This window comes from Streptomyces sp. NPDC059866, assembly GCF_042731325.1.
In the GTDB taxonomy this organism is placed as follows: Bacteria; Actinomycetota; Actinomycetes; order Streptomycetales; family Streptomycetaceae; genus Streptomyces; species Streptomyces flavusporus.
The window spans coordinates 157,872-176,764 of the sequence record NZ_JBHWJT010000009.1; the positions used below are offsets into that span (position 1 = coordinate 157,872).

16 protein-coding genes are annotated in these 18,893 nt (G+C 71.7%); 14 read left to right on the forward strand and 2 right to left on the reverse strand.

All coding sequences use genetic code 11. From position 1 onward, the window contains the following. Positions 1-15: 15 nt before the first annotated feature. A complete protein-coding gene (locus ACFV7R_RS16345) occupies positions 16-840 on the forward strand; it encodes an oxidoreductase (protein WP_385263988.1) in 825 nt (274 codons plus the stop codon). Positions 841-1,195: 355 nt separating this feature from the next. Here ACFV7R_RS16345 and ACFV7R_RS16350 read toward each other — a convergent pair whose 3' ends face one another. Continuing rightward, positions 1,196-2,029 carry an HAD family hydrolase gene (locus tag ACFV7R_RS16350; protein WP_385263990.1) on the reverse strand — a complete coding sequence of 278 codons (834 nt, stop codon included), beginning with the start codon at positions 2,027-2,029 and terminating at the stop codon, positions 1,196-1,198. 589 nt (positions 2,030-2,618) lie between these two features. On the opposite strand from ACFV7R_RS16350, the gene ssd reads away from it, so the two are divergent. The 7 genes from ssd to ACFV7R_RS16385 all read left to right on the forward strand — a co-directional run bounded on the left by ssd (position 2,619) and on the right by ACFV7R_RS16385 (position 7,867). Beyond that, positions 2,619-3,719: a septum site-determining protein Ssd gene (ssd, locus tag ACFV7R_RS16355; RefSeq protein ID WP_385263992.1), complete on the forward strand. Its 1,101-nt coding sequence runs from the start codon at positions 2,619-2,621 to the stop codon at positions 3,717-3,719. After that, positions 3,716-5,134, forward strand: coding sequence for a TadA family conjugal transfer-associated ATPase (locus tag ACFV7R_RS16360; protein ID WP_385263993.1), 1,419 nt, complete (start codon positions 3,716-3,718; stop codon positions 5,132-5,134). Before ssd ends, ACFV7R_RS16360 begins: the two co-directional genes overlap by 4 nt. Continuing rightward, a complete protein-coding gene (locus ACFV7R_RS16365) occupies positions 5,127-5,987 on the forward strand; it encodes a type II secretion system F family protein (protein WP_385264123.1) in 861 nt (286 codons plus the stop codon). Before ACFV7R_RS16360 ends, ACFV7R_RS16365 begins: the two co-directional genes overlap by 8 nt. Next, positions 5,984-6,769, forward strand: a complete 786-nt coding sequence (locus tag ACFV7R_RS16370; RefSeq protein WP_385263995.1) for a type II secretion system F family protein — start codon at positions 5,984-5,986, stop codon at positions 6,767-6,769. Before ACFV7R_RS16365 ends, ACFV7R_RS16370 begins: the two co-directional genes overlap by 4 nt. Before the next feature lie 126 nt (positions 6,770-6,895). Next, on the forward strand, positions 6,896-7,105 hold the full coding sequence (locus ACFV7R_RS16375) for a DUF4244 domain-containing protein (RefSeq protein WP_385263997.1): 210 nt from the start codon (positions 6,896-6,898) through the stop codon (positions 7,103-7,105). Further along, positions 7,092-7,466 (forward strand): TadE family type IV pilus minor pilin, encoded by a 375-nt coding sequence (locus tag ACFV7R_RS16380; RefSeq protein ID WP_385263998.1) that lies wholly within the window; start codon positions 7,092-7,094, stop codon positions 7,464-7,466. The genes ACFV7R_RS16375 and ACFV7R_RS16380 overlap by 14 nt, the downstream gene beginning before the upstream one ends. Then, the gene (locus ACFV7R_RS16385; RefSeq protein ID WP_385263999.1) at positions 7,463-7,867 is read left to right on the forward strand and encodes an Rv3654c family TadE-like protein; all 405 of its coding nucleotides are present in this window, start codon (positions 7,463-7,465) and stop codon (positions 7,865-7,867) included. Before ACFV7R_RS16380 ends, ACFV7R_RS16385 begins: the two co-directional genes overlap by 4 nt. Here the strand turns inward: ACFV7R_RS16385 and ACFV7R_RS16390 are convergent. Beyond that, a complete protein-coding gene (locus tag ACFV7R_RS16390) occupies positions 7,773-10,286 on the reverse strand; it encodes a DEAD/DEAH box helicase (protein WP_385264000.1) in 2,514 nt (837 codons plus the stop codon). The two genes, ACFV7R_RS16385 and ACFV7R_RS16390, sit on opposite strands and share 95 nt — an antisense overlap. Positions 10,287-10,365: 79 nt before the next feature. On the opposite strand from ACFV7R_RS16390, the gene bldG reads away from it, so the two are divergent. The 6 genes from bldG (at position 10,366) to ACFV7R_RS16420 (ending at position 18,833) form a co-directional block, all read left to right on the forward strand. Next, positions 10,366-10,707: an anti-sigma factor antagonist BldG gene (bldG, locus tag ACFV7R_RS16395; RefSeq protein ID WP_024885807.1), complete on the forward strand. Its 342-nt coding sequence runs from the start codon at positions 10,366-10,368 to the stop codon at positions 10,705-10,707. Positions 10,708-10,812: 105 nt separating this feature from the next. Continuing rightward, positions 10,813-11,253, forward strand: a complete 441-nt coding sequence (locus tag ACFV7R_RS16400) for an ATP-binding protein (RefSeq protein ID WP_224735333.1) — start codon at positions 10,813-10,815, stop codon at positions 11,251-11,253. A gap of 313 nt (positions 11,254-11,566) precedes the next feature. After that, on the forward strand, positions 11,567-13,981 hold the full coding sequence (locus ACFV7R_RS16405; protein WP_385264001.1) for a sodium-translocating pyrophosphatase: 2,415 nt from the start codon (positions 11,567-11,569) through the stop codon (positions 13,979-13,981). Positions 13,982-14,173: 192 nt separating this feature from the next. Beyond that, positions 14,174-14,764 (forward strand): small secreted protein, encoded by a 591-nt coding sequence (locus ACFV7R_RS16410; protein WP_385264002.1) that lies wholly within the window; start codon positions 14,174-14,176, stop codon positions 14,762-14,764. Between the two features lie 65 nt (positions 14,765-14,829). Further along, complete coding sequence (locus ACFV7R_RS16415) at positions 14,830-16,359, forward strand: methyltransferase (RefSeq protein WP_385264003.1); 1,530 nt, start codon at positions 14,830-14,832, stop codon at positions 16,357-16,359. A 257-nt stretch (positions 16,360-16,616) separates the two neighbouring features. Beyond that, positions 16,617-18,833 carry a protein kinase gene (locus ACFV7R_RS16420; protein WP_385264004.1) on the forward strand — a complete coding sequence of 739 codons (2,217 nt, stop codon included), beginning with the start codon at positions 16,617-16,619 and terminating at the stop codon, positions 18,831-18,833. The last annotated feature ends 60 nt before the right edge of the window (positions 18,834-18,893 follow it).

Below are 18,893 nucleotides of genomic sequence, written 5' to 3' on the forward strand. Positions count from 1 at the left end.
GCTAGGGTCGTACTCATGAGTACGACAGGTGGGACCGCCGATCCGTTCGCGGCCCTGGGTGCGCTGCCCGGTGTGGCCGAGTCGGTGGAGTCCGTGCGCAAGGCCGTGGACCGGGTCTACGGGCACCGGATCATGCGCCGGCGGAGCAACGAGATCACCTCCGAGGCGGCGCTGCGTGGTGCCCGCGGTTCCGCGGCGCTGTCCGGCGCGGACTGGGCCCTGGAGGAGGTGCGCCGGCGCACCGACTTCAGTGGGGACGACGAGGCGCGGCTCGTGGGTGCGGCGCTCCGATTGACCGCCGAGGCCGGTCAACTGCTGTCCATCTGGCGGCAGTCGCCCCTGCGTGTGCTGGCCCGGCTGCACCTGGTGGCCGCCGCGGACAAGGCCGAGCAGGTGGGGCGGCCCCGTCGGCCGGGCGAGCCCGTCGACGAGCCGCTGATCGAGCAGCCGCTGCCGGATGCGGCCGAGGTGTCCGGGCGTCTGGAAGGCCTGGCCGAACTGATCATCGCGGGCAGTTCGGCTCCCGCGCTGGTCACGGCGGCCGTCGTGCACGGTGAGCTGCTCGCGCTGCGCCCCTTCGTCTCGCACAACGGCCTGGTCGCGCGCACGGCCGAGCGGATCGTCCTGGTGGGCAGCGGCCTCGACCCGAAGTCCGTCTGTCCGGCCGAGGTGGGGCACGCCGAGCTGGGCCGCACGGCCTATCGGGAGGCGTTCGACGGCTATCTCTCCGGCACTGCGGAGGGCATGGCGACGTGGATCGCCCACTGTGGCAGGGCGGTCGAGTTGGGCGTGCGCGAGTCGACGGCGGTGTGCGAGGCACTCCAGCGCGGGGCGGCGTAACCGTCCGAAAAGGGTTGCGGCGGTACGAGTTCTCGTACCGCCGCTGGCATGAGCGCCGAGTTACCAAGCGTCCTCGATATGTCGCCCATCAGGTCGGGAACTTTGCCCGTCACCTGGTGCGGCTGGCCCGTAATCGACGGGTCGACGTCGCGTGGGTGCCCAGTGTTCATGCTCGGTCCGTGGGGCCAGTGTGCGAATTTAGGTTGATCCCTTCGGATGGCCTTGGTCTCGCGGGCCGTTAAGTCCTTTGTACTCCAGGTCCGGAGTGAGTGGAAGTGGCGGCTGCACTTCTTTACTTTTAGCCCTAAAGCCGTATTAAACGGGCGCCGGTTTTCCCGGCGTGGGTGTGGCCAGGTCAGACGGCCGTCGCCCGGCGCCGGTTCGCGTACCAGACAAGGCCGGCGGTGGCCGCCGCGGCCCCTATGGCGGCGGCCGCGACGAGCGCCGGACGCGGCGGTACGGAGAGGGCGGGCAGCCGCTGCTTGAGCCGGACCGGGCGGTGGAAGTCGAGAATCGGCCACCCGCGCGCGAGTGCCTCACGGCGTAGTGCGCGGTCCGGATTCACGGCGTGCGGACGGCCGACGGACTCCAGCATCGGCAGGTCGGTCGCCGAATCGCTGTAGGCGTAGCAGCGCGACAGGTCGTACCCCTCGGACGCGGCCAGCTCCCTGACGGCCTCCGCCTTCGTCGGGCCGTAGGCGTAGTACTCGATCTCGCCCGTGTAGCACCCGTCGTCGCCCACGACCATGCGCGTGGCGACCACGCGGTCGGCGCCGAGCAGTTCGCCGATCGGCTCGACCACCTCGGAACCCGACGTGGACACGATCACCACATCGCGTCCGGCGGTGTGGTGCTCCTCGATGAGGGAGGCGGCCTCGTCGTAGATGATCGGGTCGATGATGTCGTGCAGCGTCTCGGCGACGATCTCCCTGACCTGCTGGACGTTCCAGCCGCGGCACAGCGCGGACAGGTATGCGCGCATGCGCTCGATCTGGTCATGGTCGGCGCCGCCCGCGAGGAACACGAACTGGGCATATGCGGAACGCAGGACCCCCCGGCGGTTGATCAGCCCGCCTTGGTAGAACGACTTGCTGAAGGTGAGCGTGCTCGACTTCGCAATGACCGTCTTGTCCAGATCAAAGAAGGCCGCTGTGCGGGGCAAGGGGTGGTTTTCCACGCCCCAGAGCATAGGGGCAGCCCATTCGGCGTAAGGTGGGGCGCGTGGGTTTGCCTGAGAGGGCTCTCGGGTACACCATGGAAGTCACGGATCGTTCGCGACCGTGCTAACCCGGTCCGACTCCTCCCCCCCCGAGTCGGCCGTGGGGACGACCCCCGCTCTCCCCCCCGGCGGGGGTCGTCGCATGTCCGGGTGGGTTTTCTTGTTCTCCCTGTGGTCGCGGTGCGGCCTCGAGGCGGCTGCGGCCGCCTCTTTTGCATGCCCATGATCCATCACTGTCGGTAGTCGTCGGACTGCTCTCCGGAAGTCGCACAGAAGATGGTGCAGGGCTCACCGGTATGGGTGACGGCGATATTCACAACCATCGAGTTGTCCACAGTTATCGACCAAGATCCACACGATTTCCGGGATCGCTGCACCGTGATTCCTGCGCAGCCGCTCGCGGCGAGTTCCTGACCGGTTCCGTTTGCCGGACGCGTATGGCCGGTTTCTGTCGGCTGTCCATATGGAGGCCGCCGGCCGGTTCTTCACACGTTCGGGAACCGCGGGGCCGCAGGGGCTGCGCGAACGAAGCAGACAAGCAGCGAAGGGGGAGGAAACCGTGACCGGAACCTTCACACACGATCCGCCGTCGGCCGCCGGAGGGCGGCAGAGCCGACCACTGATCATCACCGAGGACGCCGAACTCCTCGACGACCTGCTGCGCCTGTGCGCGGCGGCCGGGGCCACACCCGAGGTCCACCCCTGTGTGCCGGAGCGGGGCGGCGGCTGGGAGGCGGCACCACTCGTTCTCGTGGGGGACGACGCCGCGCGGCGGGTGCGAGGAGCCGCGCGCAGACACGGAGTGGTGCTGGTCGGCCGTGACCAGGACGACCCCGGTGTGTGGAAGCGGGCCGTCCGGATCGGTGCCGACCACGTCCTGATGCTGCCCGACGGCGAGCAGTGGCTGGTCGACCGCATCGCCGACGTCGCCGAGGGTGTCGGCCGGCCCGCGCTCACCGTCGGCGTCATCGGCGGCCGCGGCGGCGCCGGAGCGTCCACGTTGGCGTGCGCACTCGCCGTCACCTCCGCGCGCGAGGGACTGCGCACCCTCCTGGTGGACGCCGATCCGCTCGGCGGCGGACTCGACGTACTCCTCGGCGGTGAGACCGCCGAGGGACTGCGCTGGCCCGCCTTCGCCGCCTCGCGCGGGCGGGTGGGCAGCGGCGCCCTGGAGGAGTCGCTGCCCCGACTGCACTCGCTGCGGGTGCTGAGCTGGGACCGCGGCGACTGCGTCGCCATCCCGCCGCAGGCCGTACGGGCGGTGCTCGCCGCGGGCCGACGCCGGGGCGGCACCGTCGTGGTCGATCTGCCGCGCCGCATCGACGACTCGGTCGCCGAGGCCCTCGCCCAGGTCGACATCGGACTCCTCGTGGTCCCGGCCGAGCTGCGCGCGGTCACGGCGGCCGGGCGGGTGGCGTCCGCGGCCGGCATGGTGCTGCGGGACCTGCGGGTGGCGGTACGGGGGCCGTACACGCCCGGGCTGGACGACCGCGAGGTGGCCCGACTGCTCGGACTGCCGCTGGCCGGCGAGGTGCCCGTCGAGACGGGGCTGCTGCGCCCCCACGAGGGCAAGGCGCCGCCCGGCGCGGCCCGCGGTCCGCTGGCGCGCTTCTGCACGGGGTTCTGGGAGCGGGCGCTGGTCGAGGCGGGTGCCGCATGAACACCGTCACCGGGCCACTGCTGGACGGCGTGCGGCAGCGGCTGGCCGAGAGCGGCGCCGAACCCACCCCCGCGCGCGTGGCGCAGGCGCTGCGCGAGCAGGGGCGGGTGCTCGGAGACGCCGAAGTTCTGGGGGCCGCCGAGCAGTTGCGGTGCGAACTGGTAGGCAGCGGGCCGTTGGAGCCACTGCTCGCCGATCCGTCCGTGACCGACGTACTGGTGTCCGCTCCCGACCGGGTCTGGGTGGACCGGGGTGGCGGTCTGGAGCTGACGTCCGTCTCCTTCCCGGATGCGGCGGCGGTACGACGGCTCGCGCAACGCCTGGCCGCGGTGGCCGGGCGGCGCCTGGACGACGCCAGGCCGTGGGCCGACGCCCGGCTGCCGGACGGCACACGACTGCATGCGGTTCTGCCGCCGGTCGCCGTGGGCTGTACGTGCCTGTCCCTGCGCGTCGTGCGCCCGCGCGCGTTCACGCTCGACGAGCTCGTGGCGGCGGGCACGGTGCCGCCGGGCGGGGACCGCGTGCTGCGGGCACTGCTCCGGGCGCGGCTGTCCTTCCTGATCAGCGGCGGGACGGGCAGTGGCAAGACGACGCTGCTGAGCGCGCTGCTGGGGCTGGTCGGGCCGGGTGAGCGGATCGTGCTCGCCGAGGACTCGGCCGAGTTGCGGCCGGACCACCCGCATGTCGTACGCCTGGAGAGCAGACCCGCCAACCAGGAGGGCGCCGGGCTCGTCACGCTCCAGGACCTGGTGCGGCAGGCGCTGCGGATGCGGCCGGACCGGCTGGTCGTGGGAGAGGTGCGCGGACCCGAAGTGGTGCATCTGCTGGCCGCGTTGAACACCGGCCACGAGGGCGGCTGCGGGACCGTCCACGCCAACGCGGCGGCCGACGTACCGGCCCGCCTGGAAGCGCTCGGCACGGCGGCCGGGCTCGACCGGGCCGCGCTGCACAGCCAGTTGGCGGCTGCCCTGTCGGTCGTACTGCACCTCGTCCGCGACAGGACCGGGCGGCGGCGGATCGCCGAGGTCCATGTGCTGGAGCGGGACCCTTCGGGGCTGGTCAGGACGGTACCGGCGCTGCGGTGGGGCGCGGAGGCGTTTGTTCGCGAGCGGGGCTGGAAGCGGTTGTGGGCGTTGCTCGGCGGGGCGGGGTTGCCTTCCGGCGGGGCGGGTGAGACGGAGCTGCTTTCCGGCGAGGACGAGTGGGAGTCGGGCTGCGGCAGGGATGAGGAGGAGGTGCTCTACGGCAGGGATCAGCGGGGGCTGCTTGGCGGTGGGAACGAGCGGGAGCTGATCGACGGAGGGACAGAGCGGGGGCTGCCTGGCAGCAGGGATGAGCGGGGGCTGCTTGGCGGTGGGAACGAGCGGGAGCTGTTTCGCAGCAGGAGCGAGAGGGGCGGTGAGCGGTATGGGTGAGACGGCGTTGAGCGTGGCCGTCGTATGTGCCGGGGCGGCGGTGTGGCTGATGGGTGGCCGGTACTCCGGAGCGCGGCGGGCGCAACTGCTGCTTGCCGGCGGCGGGGTGGTGGGCAGTGGGCCTCCCGGGTGGCGGCGGCTGGCCGGCGAGCTGCGGCGGGTGCGGGGGCGGCTGCAGACCGAGTGGTGGGCGGTGGTCGCCGGCGCGGTGCTCGCGGTGCTGGGGTCGTCGGTGCTGCCGGTCGTCGCGGGGGCGGCCGGAGTGCCACTGCTGCGCCGGGCACGGCTGGCCGGGGAGGCGCGACGGACACGGGAGCGCCGGGCGGACGAGGTGATCGTGCTGTGCGGGACGCTCGCCGGCGAGGTGCGGGCCGGTCGGCAGCCGGGACAGGCGTTGCTGAGGGCCGCGCGTGACTCCGGGGGGCTCGGCGACGCGCAGGCAGCCGTGCTGGCGGCGGCGCGGTTCGGCGGGGACGTGCCGGGGGCGCTGGCGGCCGCGGCACGGCAGCCGGGGGCCGACGGGCTGCTGGGCCTCGCGGCGTGCTGGCGGGTCGCCGTGGACCGGGGCGCGGGACTCGCGGCCGGGCTCGACCGGCTCGAAGCGGCGCTGCGCGCCGAACGGGACCAACGTACCGAGCTGCGCGCCCAGTTGGCCGGCTCCCGCTCCACGGCGGTGATGCTCGCCGCGCTGCCCGCCCTCGGCCTGTTCCTCGGCGCCGCGTTGGGCGCGGACCCGCTGCACGTCCTGTTGCACACCGGCGCCGGGCTGGGCTGCCTGCTGATCGGCGGGGTGCTGGAGGGAGTGGGGTTGTGGTGGGCGCTGCGGATCGTGAAGGGAGCCGAGTCGACATGAGCGCGGACGTTGTCCACAGGCTGGGGGTGGTCCTGGGGGTCGCGCTGGTCCTGGCGTGGTTGCTGCGGCGGATGGAGGTCGCGCGGCGGGAACGCCGGGTACGGCGGCGGCTGGCCGGACTGCTGGCCCTGGACACCACGATCGCCGGCCCGCGGTTCGAGGTGGCGGGCGTGGTGCGGCGGTGGTGGCCGACGGTCGGTGTGGTGGGCTCCGGATGGGTCCTGGTCGGTGGGGGCGCGGGTGTCCTCGTGGGACTCGTCGGTGCGGTCGGGTTGTGGCGGTGGCGTCACCGGCGAGCCGTGCCGGACCGGGGTGAGGAGTCCGACGCCCATACGGCCGCCCGGCAACTTCCGCTCGCTGCCGATCTGTTGGCGGCCTGCATCGCGGCCGGCGCCGGTCCGGCGATCGCCGCACAGGCCGTCGGCGAGGCCCTGGGCGGCCCCGTCGGGGAGGCGCTCGCCCGGGGTGCGGCTGAGGTACGGCTCGGCGGCGAACCGGCCGAAGCCTGGCGGAGGTTGGCTGCGACACCGGGCGCCGCAGCCCTGGCACGGCTGCTGGAACGGGCCGGCGTCTCCGGGCTCCCCGCGGCCGGACCCGTCGCGAAGATCGCCGAGGACGCCCGCGCCGAATGGTCCCGCACCGCGACGGCTCGGGCCCGGCGGGCGGCCGTCATGGTCACCGCGCCCGTCGGGTTGTGCTTCCTGCCCTCGTTCATCGCGGTCGGCGTGCTGCCCGTGGTGATCGGGCTGGCGGGCGGGGTGCTGGGAGGGGGTGGTGGTTGAGGGGCGGCGAGGGTGTGGACGTACGGCGGACAGCAATTGACCACAGCAGTGAGCGCTGAGCGCTCAACCAATGAGCAACCAATGGTCGGCAAGCGATCAACGGCAGGGAACATCACGGGGGTTGAGATGAACAAGGCAGTACGGGCGTGTGTGCGCGCCCTGGTGTGCGGGATGCGCGGCGGGCGGAAGGAGGCCGGAATGGTCACCTCCGAGTACGCGGTGGGAATCGTCGCGGCGGTGGCCTTCGCGGTGCTCCTCTACAAGGTGGTGACGAGCGGGCAGGTCAGCGCGGAGCTGCAGGAGATCGTGAAGGATGCCCTCGATGCGCGGATGTGAGCGGCGTGCGCGGTGCGCGGACCAGGGGTTCGTGACGGCGGAAGCGGCCGTGGTGCTGCCCGTGCTGGTGATGTTCGCGATGGGGCTGGTGTGGGGACTGCTCGTCGTGGCCGCGCAGATCCAGTGCGTGGATGCGGCACGGACGGGCGCCCGTGCGGCGGCCCGGCAGGACCCGCACGACGCGGTCGTCGAAGTGGCTCGTGAGGCTGCCCCGCCCGGGGCGAAGGTCACGCTCAGCCGGGAGGGCGATCAGGTCCGGGTCGTGGTGGTGGCCGAGGCACCGGCGCTGGGCGGTCTGTCCTACGAGGTACGGGAGGAGGCCGTCGCGGCCGCCGAGGAGACGGCGGAGGCGGGCGGATGAGGGGCGGTGAATCGGACCGCGGGTCCGCCACCGTCTGGAGCGTCGGTGCGATCGCTGTCCTGTGTGTGGTGTTCGGCGTCGTACTCGCTCTGGGGCAGGCCGTCGTGACCCGGCATCGCGCGGCCGGCGGCGCGGACCTCGCGGCCCTCGCCGCGGCGGACCACTGGGCGCAGGGCGGCACGGCGGCCTGCGCCCGGGCGGACCGGGTGGCGCGGGCCCAGGGCACGCGGCTGGTGAGGTGCGTGCTCGTGGGTGAGGTCTCGGACGTGACGGCGGCGGCCGGGCGGGGGCCGTTCGCGGCGGAGATCAGGGCGCGGGCGGGTCCTGCGGGGCCGGTCCCGCCGACGGACCTTCCGGCTCCCCCGCCTTCCCCTCGGGCGCCCCCCGCAACAGCACCGTGAGCAACCGCACTGCTCCCCGTTTGTGCAGCGGATCGTTGCCGTTGCCGCACTTGGGGGACTGGATGCAGGACGGGCAGCCGGCGTCGCACTCGCAGGAGGCGATGGCCTGGCGGGTGGCGGTGAGCCAGGCGCGGGCGGTGCGGAAGGCGCGCTCCGCGAAGCCCGCGCCGCCGGGGTGGCCGTCGTACACGAAGACCGTCGGCAGGAGCGTGTCCGGGTGCAGCGGGACGGACACGCCGCCGATGTCCCAGCGGTCGCAGGTCGCGAACAGCGGCAGCATGCCGATGGACGCATGCTCGGCGGCGTGCAGCGCGCCGCCGAGGATCTCCGGGCTGATGCGGGCCTCGTCCAGCTGTTCGTCGGTGAGCGTCCACCACACCGCGCGCGTGCGGAGCGCACGAGGAGGGAGGTCGAGTTTGGTCTCGCCCAGGACCTCGCCGGTGATGAGGCGGCGGCGGAGGAAGGAGACGACCTGGTTGGTGACCTCCACGGAGCCGTAGCACAGGCGGCCCTCGCCCCAGGGGATCTCCACGTCCGTCTCCAGCACGGAGATCGACGTCGTGTCGCGGGCGACCGTCGAGTACGGCGGGTTGGCCTCCTCGACCAGGGCGACCGAGTCGTCCAGGTCGAGGGAGCGGACCAGATACGTACGGCCCTGGTGGAGGTGGACGGCGCCCTCGTGCACGGTCGTGTGCGCGGCGCCGGCGTCCACCGTGCCCAGCAGCCGACCGGTGCCGGCCTCGACGATCTGGACGGGTCGGCCGCCCTCGCCGCGGATGTCGGCCAGGTCGGCCGCCCGCTCCCGGCGGGTCCAGTGCCAGGCCTTCGTCCGGCGGCGCAGCAGCTTCGCGGCCTCCAGCTGCGGGAGCAGCTCTGCGCATGCGGGGCCGAACAGCTCCAGGTCGTCCTCGACCAGGGGGAGCTCCTCGGCGGCGGCGCACAGGTGGGGTGCGAGGACGTAGGGGTTGTCGGGGTCGAGGACGGTGGATTCCACCGGTTGGTCGAACAGGGCCTCCGGGTGGTGGACCAGGAACGTGTCCAGTGGGTCGTCACGGGCGACCAGGACGGCCAGGGCGCCCTGGCCCGAGCGGCCCGCCCGGCCGGCCTGCTGCCACAGGGACGCGCGCGTACCGGGATAACCGGCGATCACGACCGCGTCCAGGCCCGAGACGTCGACGCCCAGCTCCAGGGCGGTGGTCGCGGCCAGTCCGAGGAGCTCGCCGGAGTGCAGGGCGCGCTCCAGGGCACGGCGCTCCTCCGGGAGGTAGCCGCCGCGGTACGCGGCCACGCGCCGGGACAGCGAGCGGTCGATCTCTGCGAGCCGCTCCTGGGCGATCACGGAGATCAGCTCGGCGCCGCGCCGGGAGCGTACGAAGGCGACGGAGCGCACGCCCTGCACGGTGAGGTCGGTGAGCAGGTCGGCCGTCTCGGCGGTCGCCGTGCGCCGTACCGGCGCGCCCTTCTCGCCCCGCATCTCGGTGAGCGGGGGCTCCCAGAGGGCGAACACCAGCTCACCGCGCGGGGAGGCGTCGTCGGCCACCTCCACCACCGGAAGGCCGGTGAGGCGGCCGGCGGCCACGGCGGGCTCGGCGGCGGTCGCGGAGGCCAGCAGGAAGACCGGCGACGCGCCGTAGCGCGCGCACAGTCTGCGCAGCCTGCGCAGCACCTGGGCGACGTGCGAGCCGAAGACGCCGCGGTAGGTGTGGCACTCGTCGATGACGACGTACTTCAGCGACTTCAGGAAGGAGGCCCAGCGTGGGTGGGACGGCAATATGCCGCGGTGCAGCATGTCGGGGTTGGTGAGGACGTACGTGGCGTACTGGCGGATCCACTCGCGTTCCTCGAACGGGGTGTCGCCGTCGTACACGGCCGGCCGTACCGCCTGGCCCAGGGGATGTGAAAGTTCCTTCACGGCTCGGCACTGGTCCGCCGCAAGTGCCTTCGTGGGGGCCAGATAGAGGGCCGTGGCGCCGCGGCCGTTCGGAGCTGCCGAGCCGTCCAGGAGCGTCGAGAGGACGGGGACGAGGTAGGCCAGGGACTTGCCCGACGCCGTGCCGGTGGCGACGACGACCGAGTCGCCGTCCAGGGCGTGCTCGGCCGCCCGGGCCTGGTGGGCCCAGGGGTGTTCGATGCCCGCGGCCTGCACCGCCGCGACGACCTCGGAGCGGATCCGGTCGGGCCAGACTGCATGGCGGCCCGCCCGCGGGGGCAAGTGCTCCGTATGAGTGATGCGCGAAGCCCGGCTCGGCCCCGAGGCGAGCCGGTCCAGGACCGTGCCCGGCGCGGGGCGGGAGGCGGTGTCCGTCGGGGTTCGATCGGATCGGTGATTCTTGGCCATCGGCACCGAGTCTGTCACCGGCGTGACGGACAATGGGTCCAAGGCGTCGTGCACGCCTGCCGGTAAGTGATTGAATGCCATCGCGGCTGGCGAACCGTCCAGGGAGCTCTGCCGAGATGTCCCGAGGACGACCGCTCGATAGCAAGGTGCTGGAGGATCCGTGGACCTGTCCCTGTCGACCGAGACCATCGGCGATCGCACGATCGTCAGGGTCGGTGGCGAAATCGACGTATATACCGCGCCCAAGCTGCGCGAGCAGCTGGTCGAGCTGGTGAACGACGGCAGTTTCCACCTCGTCGTCGACATGGAGGGCGTGGACTTCCTCGACTCCACCGGGCTCGGCGTGCTGGTCGGCGGCCTGAAGCGAGTGCGAGCCCATGAGGGCTCACTGCGCCTGGTCTGCAACCAGGAACGCATTCTCAAGATCTTCCGTATCACCGGCCTCACCAAGGTGTTCCCGATCCACACCTCGGTCGAGGAAGCGGTGGCGGCCACCGACTGATCACCGCCCCGGGCCGTGTGCCCGGGGTGGAAGAGTTGAAGACGGGGGCTGGGCTGTCGGCGGCCCGGCCCCCTGACAGCACGCCCGTAGCTCCGAGGGGGATGCATGGCCACCGTCGAACTCCGCTTCAGTGCGCTGCCCGAGCACGTCAGGACCGCCCGACTGGTGGCGGCGGCGGTGGCGCGCAGGGCCGGGGTGGACGAGGCCGTCCTCGACGAGGTCAGGCTCGCTGTCGGCGAGGCCTGCTCCCGTGCCGTGGGCCTGCACCAGAGCAGCGGGATCACGGCGCCGGTGAAGGTGGCGCTGATCGAAGAGGAGAAACAGTTCTCCATCGAGGTCGGCGACGAGGCGCCGCACGCCGCCCCCGGGGGCGGAGAGCCCGGAGCCGCCGCCGACGACCCCGACGCGGAGGCCGAGGAGGACGAGATGGGCCTCGCCGTCATCAGCGGCCTGGTCGACGATGTGGAGGTTTCCACCGGGGAGCACGGCGGCCTGATCCGTATGACGTGGCCGACCACTCCGCCGCCGGCCGCGGCGCTCCCCTGACACACAACCCGAACAGCCGCACACCCGAGGGCCCTGCTGAGCAGGGCCCTCGGGTGTTTTTCCGCTAAGGGCACCGTAATTCGTGAAGGAATTCACGATCAATCGCTGCTCCGCGACCTTGATCAGTGGGTGAATTCGATCAAGCGTCCAACGGGTCTGGGGCATTACGACTTTCGGGTTCCGCGGTCTCCTGCGATCATTTGCTCCAGAGCATGTGAAGGCGAATTCCGTTTGCCGCGCCCTGTTTTGATCAGGTCCGGCTCCCTACAATCCGTCCACATCTTGAGCTCAGCCCAAGCGTCAAGGAGGACGAATGGCGGGGCTTTCTACCCCTCATCGGTTGGACCACACCGCAGACCACACCACAACCTTCGCAGCCGCAGTGCTGACCGACGACAACCGCGTCATGGTGATGGTCATCGCGGCCGTCGCGTTGGCTGCGCTCGTGGTCGCCGGCGTGCTGTTGCGCCAGGTGCTCGCGGCGGGCGAGGGCACCGACAGCATGAAGAAGATCGCAGCGGCCATCCAGGAAGGCGCGAACGCCTATCTGACCCGACAGCTGCGCACGCTCGGCGTATTCGCCGTCGTCGTGTTCTTCCTGCTCATGCTGCTGCCCGCGGACGACTGGAATCAGCGCGCCGGACGATCGGTGTTCTTCTTGATCGGCGCGGCGTTCTCGGCAGCCACCGGCTATATCGGCATGTGGCTCGCCGTACGCAGTAACGTGCGGGTCGCCGCGGCGGCCCGGGAAGCGACTCCGGCGGAGGGTGAGCCGGAAAAGGATCTCACTCTCGTCTCGCACAAAGCCATGAAGATCGCTTTCCGTACGGGTGGCGTCGTCGGCATGTTCACGGTGGGGCTCGGTCTGCTGGGCGCCTCCTGTGTGGTGCTGGTGTACACGGCCGACGCGCCGAAGGTGCTCGAGGGCTTCGGCCTCGGGGCCGCACTCATCGCCATGTTCATGCGTGTCGGCGGTGGCATCTTCACCAAGGCCGCCGACGTCGGCGCCGACCTGGTCGGCAAGGTCGAGAAGGGCATTCCGGAGGACGATCCGCGCAATGCCGCCACCATCGCCGACAACGTGGGCGACAACGTCGGCGACTGTGCCGGGATGGCGGCCGACCTCTTCGAGTCGTACGCCGTCACCCTGGTGGCCGCGCTGATCCTGGGCACGGCGGCCTTCGGCGACGCCGGACTGGCGTTCCCGCTGCTCGTCCCCGCGATCGGTGTGGTCACCGCGATGATCGGCATCTTCGCCGTGGCGCCGCGCCGCGCCGACCGCAGCGGGATGAGTGCGATCAACCGTGGCTTCTTCATCTCCGCGGTGATCTCGCTCGTCCTGGTGGCGATCGCCGTGTTCGTCTATCTGCCGTCGTCGTACGCCGACCTCGACGGCGTCACCGACGCCGCGATCCGGGCCAAGGACGGCGACCCGCGGATCCTGGCGCTCGTCGCGGTGGCGATCGGCATTCTGCTCGCCGCCGTGATCCAGCAGCTCACCGGCTACTTCACCGAGACCAACCGGCGCCCGGTGAAGGACATCGGCAAGACCTCGCTCACCGGCCCTGCCACCGTCGTCCTCGCCGGTATCTCGGTCGGCCTCGAATCGGCCGTCTACACCGCTCTGCTGATCGGTCTCGGCGTCTACGGAGCCTTCCTGCTCGGCGGTACGTCGATCATGCTGGCGCTGTTCGCGGTCGCGCTGGCCGGCACCGGTCTGCTCACCACGGTCGGCGTGATCGTCGCCATGGACACCTTCGGGCCGGTCTCCGACAACGCCCAGGGCATCGCCGAGATGTCCGGGGACGTCGAGGGCGCGGGCGCACAGGTGCTCACCAACCTGGACGCGGTGGGCAACACCACCAAGGCCATCACCAAGGGCATCGCCATCGCCACCGCCGTCCTGGCGGCGTCGGCGCTCTTCGGCTCGTACCGCGACGCGATCACCACGGGCGCGCGGGACGTGGGCGAGAAGCTCAGCGGCGAGGGCTCGCCGATGACGCTGGCGATGGACATCTCGCAGCCCAACAACCTCGTCGGCCTCATCGCGGGCGCGGCGGTCGTCTTCCTCTTCTCCGGGCTGGCGATCAATGCGGTGTCGCGGTCGGCGGGTTCGGTGGTGTTCGAGGTGCGGCGGCAGTTCCGTGAGCGGCCCGGGATCATGGACTACACCGAGAAACCGGAGTACGGAAAAGTCGTCGACATCTGTACGAGGGACGCGCTCAGGGAGCTGGCCACGCCGGGTCTGCTCGCGGTCATGGCGCCGATCTTCATCGGCTTCACGCTCGGTGTCGGCGCCCTCGGCGCCTATCTGGCGGGCGCGATCGGCGCCGGCACGCTGATGGCGGTGTTCCTCGCCAACTCCGGCGGCGCCTGGGACAACGCCAAGAAGCTCGTCGAGGACGGCCACCACGGCGGCAAGGGCAGCGAGGCGCACGCCGCGACGGTGATCGGTGACACGGTCGGCGACCCGTTCAAGGACACCGCCGGTCCCGCGATCAACCCGTTGCTGAAGGTGATGAACCTGGTGTCGCTGCTCATCGCGCCCGCCGTCATCAAGTTCAGCTACGGCGACGACGAGAACCTCGGCGTACGGATTCTGGTCGCGGTGCTCGCCCTCGTGGTGATCGTCGGCGCGGTGTACGTCTCCAAGCGGCGCGGCATCGCCATGGGGGACGAAGAGCCCGACCGGAGCTCCAAGTCGGCCGACACGGCGGTGGTTTCGTAGGCTGTCGGACAAGTCCCGGCTCAAAGGGCGGGCGGGAGGCGCGTGTTGACGCGTCGCCCGCCCGTCCCGCTGTGTTGACGCTCTAGCCGTGAGCCTTCTCTCTCCTGGCGCGAATGACGTAATTATGGTCATATTGGACGCTTGTCATGCGGTTGTCGCCCGCTTGGCGTGTATGTTCCGGGGCCGAGAGCCATGGAAGGGACCAATCCGGTGAACAAGAAGCTCGCGGCCGCACTGTCCGGCGGTGCGGTACTGGTACTGGCGCTGTCGGGATGCGGCGGCGACGACGGCAACGAGAAGCTGGATGCCTGGGCCAAGCAGGTCTGCGACGCCGTGCAGCCGCAGGCGAAGAAGATCGCGGCGGCGAACGCCGCGATCCAGAAGGAGACCTCGGACAGCAGCACGCCGACGGAGGTCCAGAAGACCGACGCGCAGGCCTTCCAGGACATGTCCGACGCCTACAAGGCGATCGGGACCGCCGTGAACAAGGCCGGCCCGCCGGACGTCGAGAACGGCGAGAAGAAGCAGCAGGACGCGGTCAAGGAGCTCAACGGCATCTCCTCGTCGTACGCCTCCCTGAGGAAGCAGGTAGACGCGCTCGACACCAAGGACCAGGCCAAGTTCGCCGACGGTCTCAAGGACATCGCCACCGAGCTGGACAAGCTCAGCCAGAGCGGCAACGACGCGCTCAGGACCCTGGAGGAGGGCGAGGTCGGACAGGCGATGGCCCAGCAGGAGAGCTGCCAGGGCGCATCCGCCTCGCCGTCCGTGACGCAGGGCTGACGTTCGCCTGCCGCCACTGCGTCACCGCGGTGAGCCGTGCGCGGTGACCGTCCGAGGTGGTCACAATGGGGGGTGTGAGTAACGCCAGCCTCTCCCCCCTGCCCTCCGCCGACCGTCCCGACGTCACCGCTCGGTTGCGCGACGCCCTGCTCGGGGCCGCCTTCACCGCCGACGGACTGCTCGAACTGCTCGGCGCTCCCGCGTACGCGGCGCTGGCCCGCGGCGAGACCGTGCCCGCACTCCGGGCGACCCGCGGGGACACGCCGCTGGAGATGCTCGTACGGCTGTTCCTGCTCCAGCAGCCCGTGCCGCACGTGCGCGTGGAGGGGGTTCTGCCCGTCGCCGAGTGCCTGGAGAGCGGGTGGCTCACGCGGGTCGGCGGGGACGAGCTCGCCGCGACCGTGGACGTACGGCCGTACGGCGGCCTGGACGGCGAGGACTGGTTCATCGTGTCCGACCTGGGATGTGCGGTCGGCGGCGCAGGGGGGATCGGACGGCGGGACGAAGGCGTCGTCCTGGGAGTGGGCGGCGCCTCCACCACCCTGGCCGGCCTCACCGTCCGCACGCCCGTGGCCTCGGCCCTCGACCTGGGCACCGGCTCCGGCATTCAGGTCCTGCACGCCGCCCGGCACGCCACGCGCGTGACGGCGACCGATGTGAATCCGCGCGCGCTGCACATCGCCGCGCTCACGCTCGCGCTGTCCGGCGCCCCCGCCGCGGACCTGCGCGAGGGATCGCTCTTCGAGCCGCTCCGGGACGACGAGAAGTACGACCTGATCGTGTCCAATCCGCCCTTCGTGATCTCTCCCGGCGCCCGGCTGACGTACCGCGACGGCGGAATGGGCGGGGACGATCTGTGCCGCTCGCTCGTTCAACAGACGGGTGCCCGCCTGAACAGGGGCGGATTCGCGCAGTTCCTCGCCAACTGGCAGCACGTGGAGGGGGAGGACTGGCAGGAGCGGCTGCGGTCGTGGGTGCCGCGCGGGTGCGATGCGTGGATCGTGCAGCGCGAGGTGCAGGACGTCACGCAGTACGCCGAGCTGTGGCTGCGGGATGCGGGCGACCACCGCGGTGACGTGGCCGAGTACGAGGCGCGGTACGACGCCTGGCTGGACGAGTTCGAGGCGCGCAAGGTGAAGGCCGTGGGGTTCGGCTGGATCACCCTGCGCAAGTCGGGGGCCGCGGTGCCCTCGATCACCGTGGAGGAGTGGCCGCATCCGGTCGAGCAGCCGCTCGGTGACACGGTCCGGGCGCACTTCGAACGCCTCGACTACCTGCGGGCACGCGATGACGCTGCCCTGCTCGAAGAGCGCTTCCGGCTCGCCGCGGAGGTCGTCCAGGAGCAGGTCGGGCTCCCCGGCGCCGAGGACCCGGAACACGTGGTGCTGCGTCAGAACCGCGGTATGCGCCGGGCCACGAAGGTGGACACGGTCGGTGCGGGCTTCGCGGGCGTCTGCGACGGCTCCCTGACCGCGGGCCGGATCCTGGACGCCATTGCCCAACTGGTGGGTGAGGACCCGGTGTTGCTGCGGGATCGGACGCCGGCGCAGATTCGGTTGCTGGTGGAGCAGGGGTTTCTTGAACCGGCGGGGTGATCGTCGGCCGGGGGTGTCGTACGCCCGGCTCGGGGCGCGTGAGGGTGGGGCGTACGCCGGGAGTGACGGTGTGCGTGAGTTGCTTGGCGTGTTGCCTCTGAGGTTTGAGTGGTTCATGAGGCGCATGGACTTGGTGCGAGCAGATCTTCAGAGATTGATCCTGTGAAGGTCTCCTGTCAGTGGCGCCTGCGAAGCTACCTTCGAGAGACGGACTCGGACGCGTCCTCGGGGAGGCGCGCTGTCTCGGGGGAGGCGTGATGGCGGGGGAGACGCCGGACCAGGGCGAGGGCCGGGTCATCAACGGCCGGTACCGACTGCTGCGCACACTCGGCGCGGGCGGAATGGGCCGCGTGTGGCTCGCGCACGACGAGGAGTTGGCGTGCGAAGTCGCGATGAAGGAGATCGCGCTTCCGGATGTGCCGATGGACGCGAGCGAGCCCGCCCAGCGCATCGCACGGGCCCGCAGCGAGGCCCGGCACGCGGCACGCCTGCGCGGTCATCCGCATGTGGCGACGGTGCACGACGTGGTGGAGCACGAAGGGCTGCCGTGGATCGTCATGGAGTACGTGCCCGACGCGGTCGATCTGCAGGCGGTGATCCGGAGTTCGGGTCCGCTGCCGCCCGCCCAGGTGGCCCGTATCGGCCTTGCCGTGCTCGACGCGCTCAACACCGGGCACCGTATCGGCATCCTCCACAGGGATGTGAAACCGGCCAACATCCTTCTGGCCCCCAACTCTTCCGGCGACCCGTACGCGCGCGTGCTGCTCACCGACTACGGCATCGCGCTGCAGCCGGGATCGCGCGAGCCCAGGATCACCGCGACCGCGGGCATCCTGGGCACCCCCGGCTACCTCGCCCCCGAGCGTGCCCGCGGTGAGCCGCCCACCCCGGCCGCCGACCTGTTCTCCCTGGGCGCCACGCTGTACACCGCCGTGGAGGGGCGCGGCCCCTTCGACCGCGATGACGAGTACGCGATTCTGACGGCCCTGCTCGGGGAGGAACCGACGCCGCCGGCCCGTGCGGGCCAACTGGCACCCGTCCTGCACGGGTTGCTGGTCAAGGACCCGCTGCGCAGGTCCGCGCCGGACGTGGTCGCGCGCAGCCTGGAGCGCGTGGCACAGGGGATGCCGGATGCCGGTCCCGCAGGGCAGGCCGCGGGCGCGTTGGCGGGAGCCGGTGCCTTCGGCCCGCCGCCGGGCGCGTTCGGGCCGCCTCCCGCGGGGGGTGCGGGCGGTTCCGGGAACCCTGGTACGCCGTCGGCTCCGCAGACGCCGGGCGCGCCACCGACGCCGAACACTCCCGGCGGCGGCTGGGGCCCGGACACGCCGGGGTCCGGTGCCCAGGGCGGCGGCGCGGACACACCCGGTGGGTCGGCGCACGGCGCCTGGCCACCGCCCGCCCCGCAGGGTCCCTACGACCGGGGCAACCCCTACGCGCAGGCGCCCGGCTCCCTCTACGTCGGCGGCGGACAGCCGCCGTACGCGGCGGGCAGTGGTTCCCCGACGTACACGGGCGGTTCCGGGGGGCAGGCCGGCCCCGGTCGCGGCGGCGACGGGCCGTCGGCACCGGCACCCAAAGGCGCCCGGAAGCGCCTCGCGCTCGTCGCCCTCGTCGTCGCCGGCGTCCTTGTGATCGCCGGCGGCACCTGGGCGGCCGTATCGCTGACAGGCGGAGACAAGAACGGTGTCGACAACGCGGCGGGCAAGTCGCCGTCGCCCGGCACGAAGGGGTCGCCGTCGCCGACCGAGCCCGTCCTGCCGTACGGGGACGTGGTCGGCCTGACCAGGCCACTGGAAGCCGGTGACTGTGTGCAGGCGGTCTGGACGGGGGCGCCGTTCAAGTCGTCCCCGAACCTCGGCGTGGTCGACTGCGCCGAGGACTGGCCGGACGGCCAGGTCCTGAGTATCGAGACGGCCACGGACCACGCCGACGCGCGCGCCGGCGGCGCGAAACGGTGCGAGGAGCAGAGCCGCACGGTCGTCGACGCGCTGCCGGACGCGGACGTCTACGCCGTGGTGCCGACCGAGGAGGGCTTCACCGCGGCGGGCAGTGGTACGGCATGTCTCGTACTCGGCCGTCATGCCGCGATAGGCGGCGAAGTGGGCCGGTTCCGCGACGCGGGCACGGACCTGTGGGTCGGCCAGATGAGCATCGGCGACTGCTGGACCTACAAGGAACTGGACGACGGCTACGAGGCGCCTCTCACCGACTGCGACAAGCCGCACACGGAACAGGTCATCGGGACCGTGCAGGCCCCCGCGAGCATGAGCTACGCCAAGGGCAGCGACAACGCGACCGAGCTGTGCGAGAACAAGTTCGAGTCCACCTGGGCGCCCGGTGCGGAGCGGACCGTCTACGGCTGGGTGGCCGACGAGGAGGACTGGGAGGCCGGCTTCAACAAGGTCGTGTGCACCGTGAGCCGGATCGACGACAAGAAGACGACCGGAAAGATACCGACGCCCGGCGAAGTCTGAGATCAGCTGAAATCGGCCGAAAAAAATATCCCCGGGCCGGCCGAAGGTGGATGCACAGGT

Coding starts and splice junctions, on each gene's coding strand:
- ACFV7R_RS16375 (WP_385263997.1), top strand. CDS start 6,896: ATGAACAAGGCAGTACGGGCGTGTGTGCGCGCCCTGGTGTGCGGGATG.
- ACFV7R_RS16405 (WP_385264001.1), top strand. CDS start 11,567: ATGGCGGGGCTTTCTACCCCTCATCGGTTGGACCACACCGCAGACCAC.
- ACFV7R_RS16350 (WP_385263990.1), bottom strand. CDS start 2,029: ATGCTCTGGGGCGTGGAAAACCACCCCTTGCCCCGCACAGCGGCCTTC.
- ACFV7R_RS16345 (WP_385263988.1), top strand. CDS start 16: ATGAGTACGACAGGTGGGACCGCCGATCCGTTCGCGGCCCTGGGTGCG.
- ACFV7R_RS16380 (WP_385263998.1), top strand. CDS start 7,092: ATGCGCGGATGTGAGCGGCGTGCGCGGTGCGCGGACCAGGGGTTCGTG.
- ACFV7R_RS16370 (WP_385263995.1), top strand. CDS start 5,984: ATGAGCGCGGACGTTGTCCACAGGCTGGGGGTGGTCCTGGGGGTCGCG.
- ACFV7R_RS16390 (WP_385264000.1), bottom strand. CDS start 10,286: ATGGCATTCAATCACTTACCGGCAGGCGTGCACGACGCCTTGGACCCA.
- ACFV7R_RS16365 (WP_385264123.1), top strand. CDS start 5,127: ATGGGTGAGACGGCGTTGAGCGTGGCCGTCGTATGTGCCGGGGCGGCG.
- ACFV7R_RS16400 (WP_224735333.1), top strand. CDS start 10,813: ATGGCCACCGTCGAACTCCGCTTCAGTGCGCTGCCCGAGCACGTCAGG.
- ACFV7R_RS16385 (WP_385263999.1), top strand. CDS start 7,463: ATGAGGGGCGGTGAATCGGACCGCGGGTCCGCCACCGTCTGGAGCGTC.
- ACFV7R_RS16415 (WP_385264003.1), top strand. CDS start 14,830: ATGGGGGGTGTGAGTAACGCCAGCCTCTCCCCCCTGCCCTCCGCCGAC.
- ACFV7R_RS16420 (WP_385264004.1), top strand. CDS start 16,617: ATGGCGGGGGAGACGCCGGACCAGGGCGAGGGCCGGGTCATCAACGGC.
- ACFV7R_RS16360 (WP_385263993.1), top strand. CDS start 3,716: ATGAACACCGTCACCGGGCCACTGCTGGACGGCGTGCGGCAGCGGCTG.
- ACFV7R_RS16410 (WP_385264002.1), top strand. CDS start 14,174: ATGGAAGGGACCAATCCGGTGAACAAGAAGCTCGCGGCCGCACTGTCC.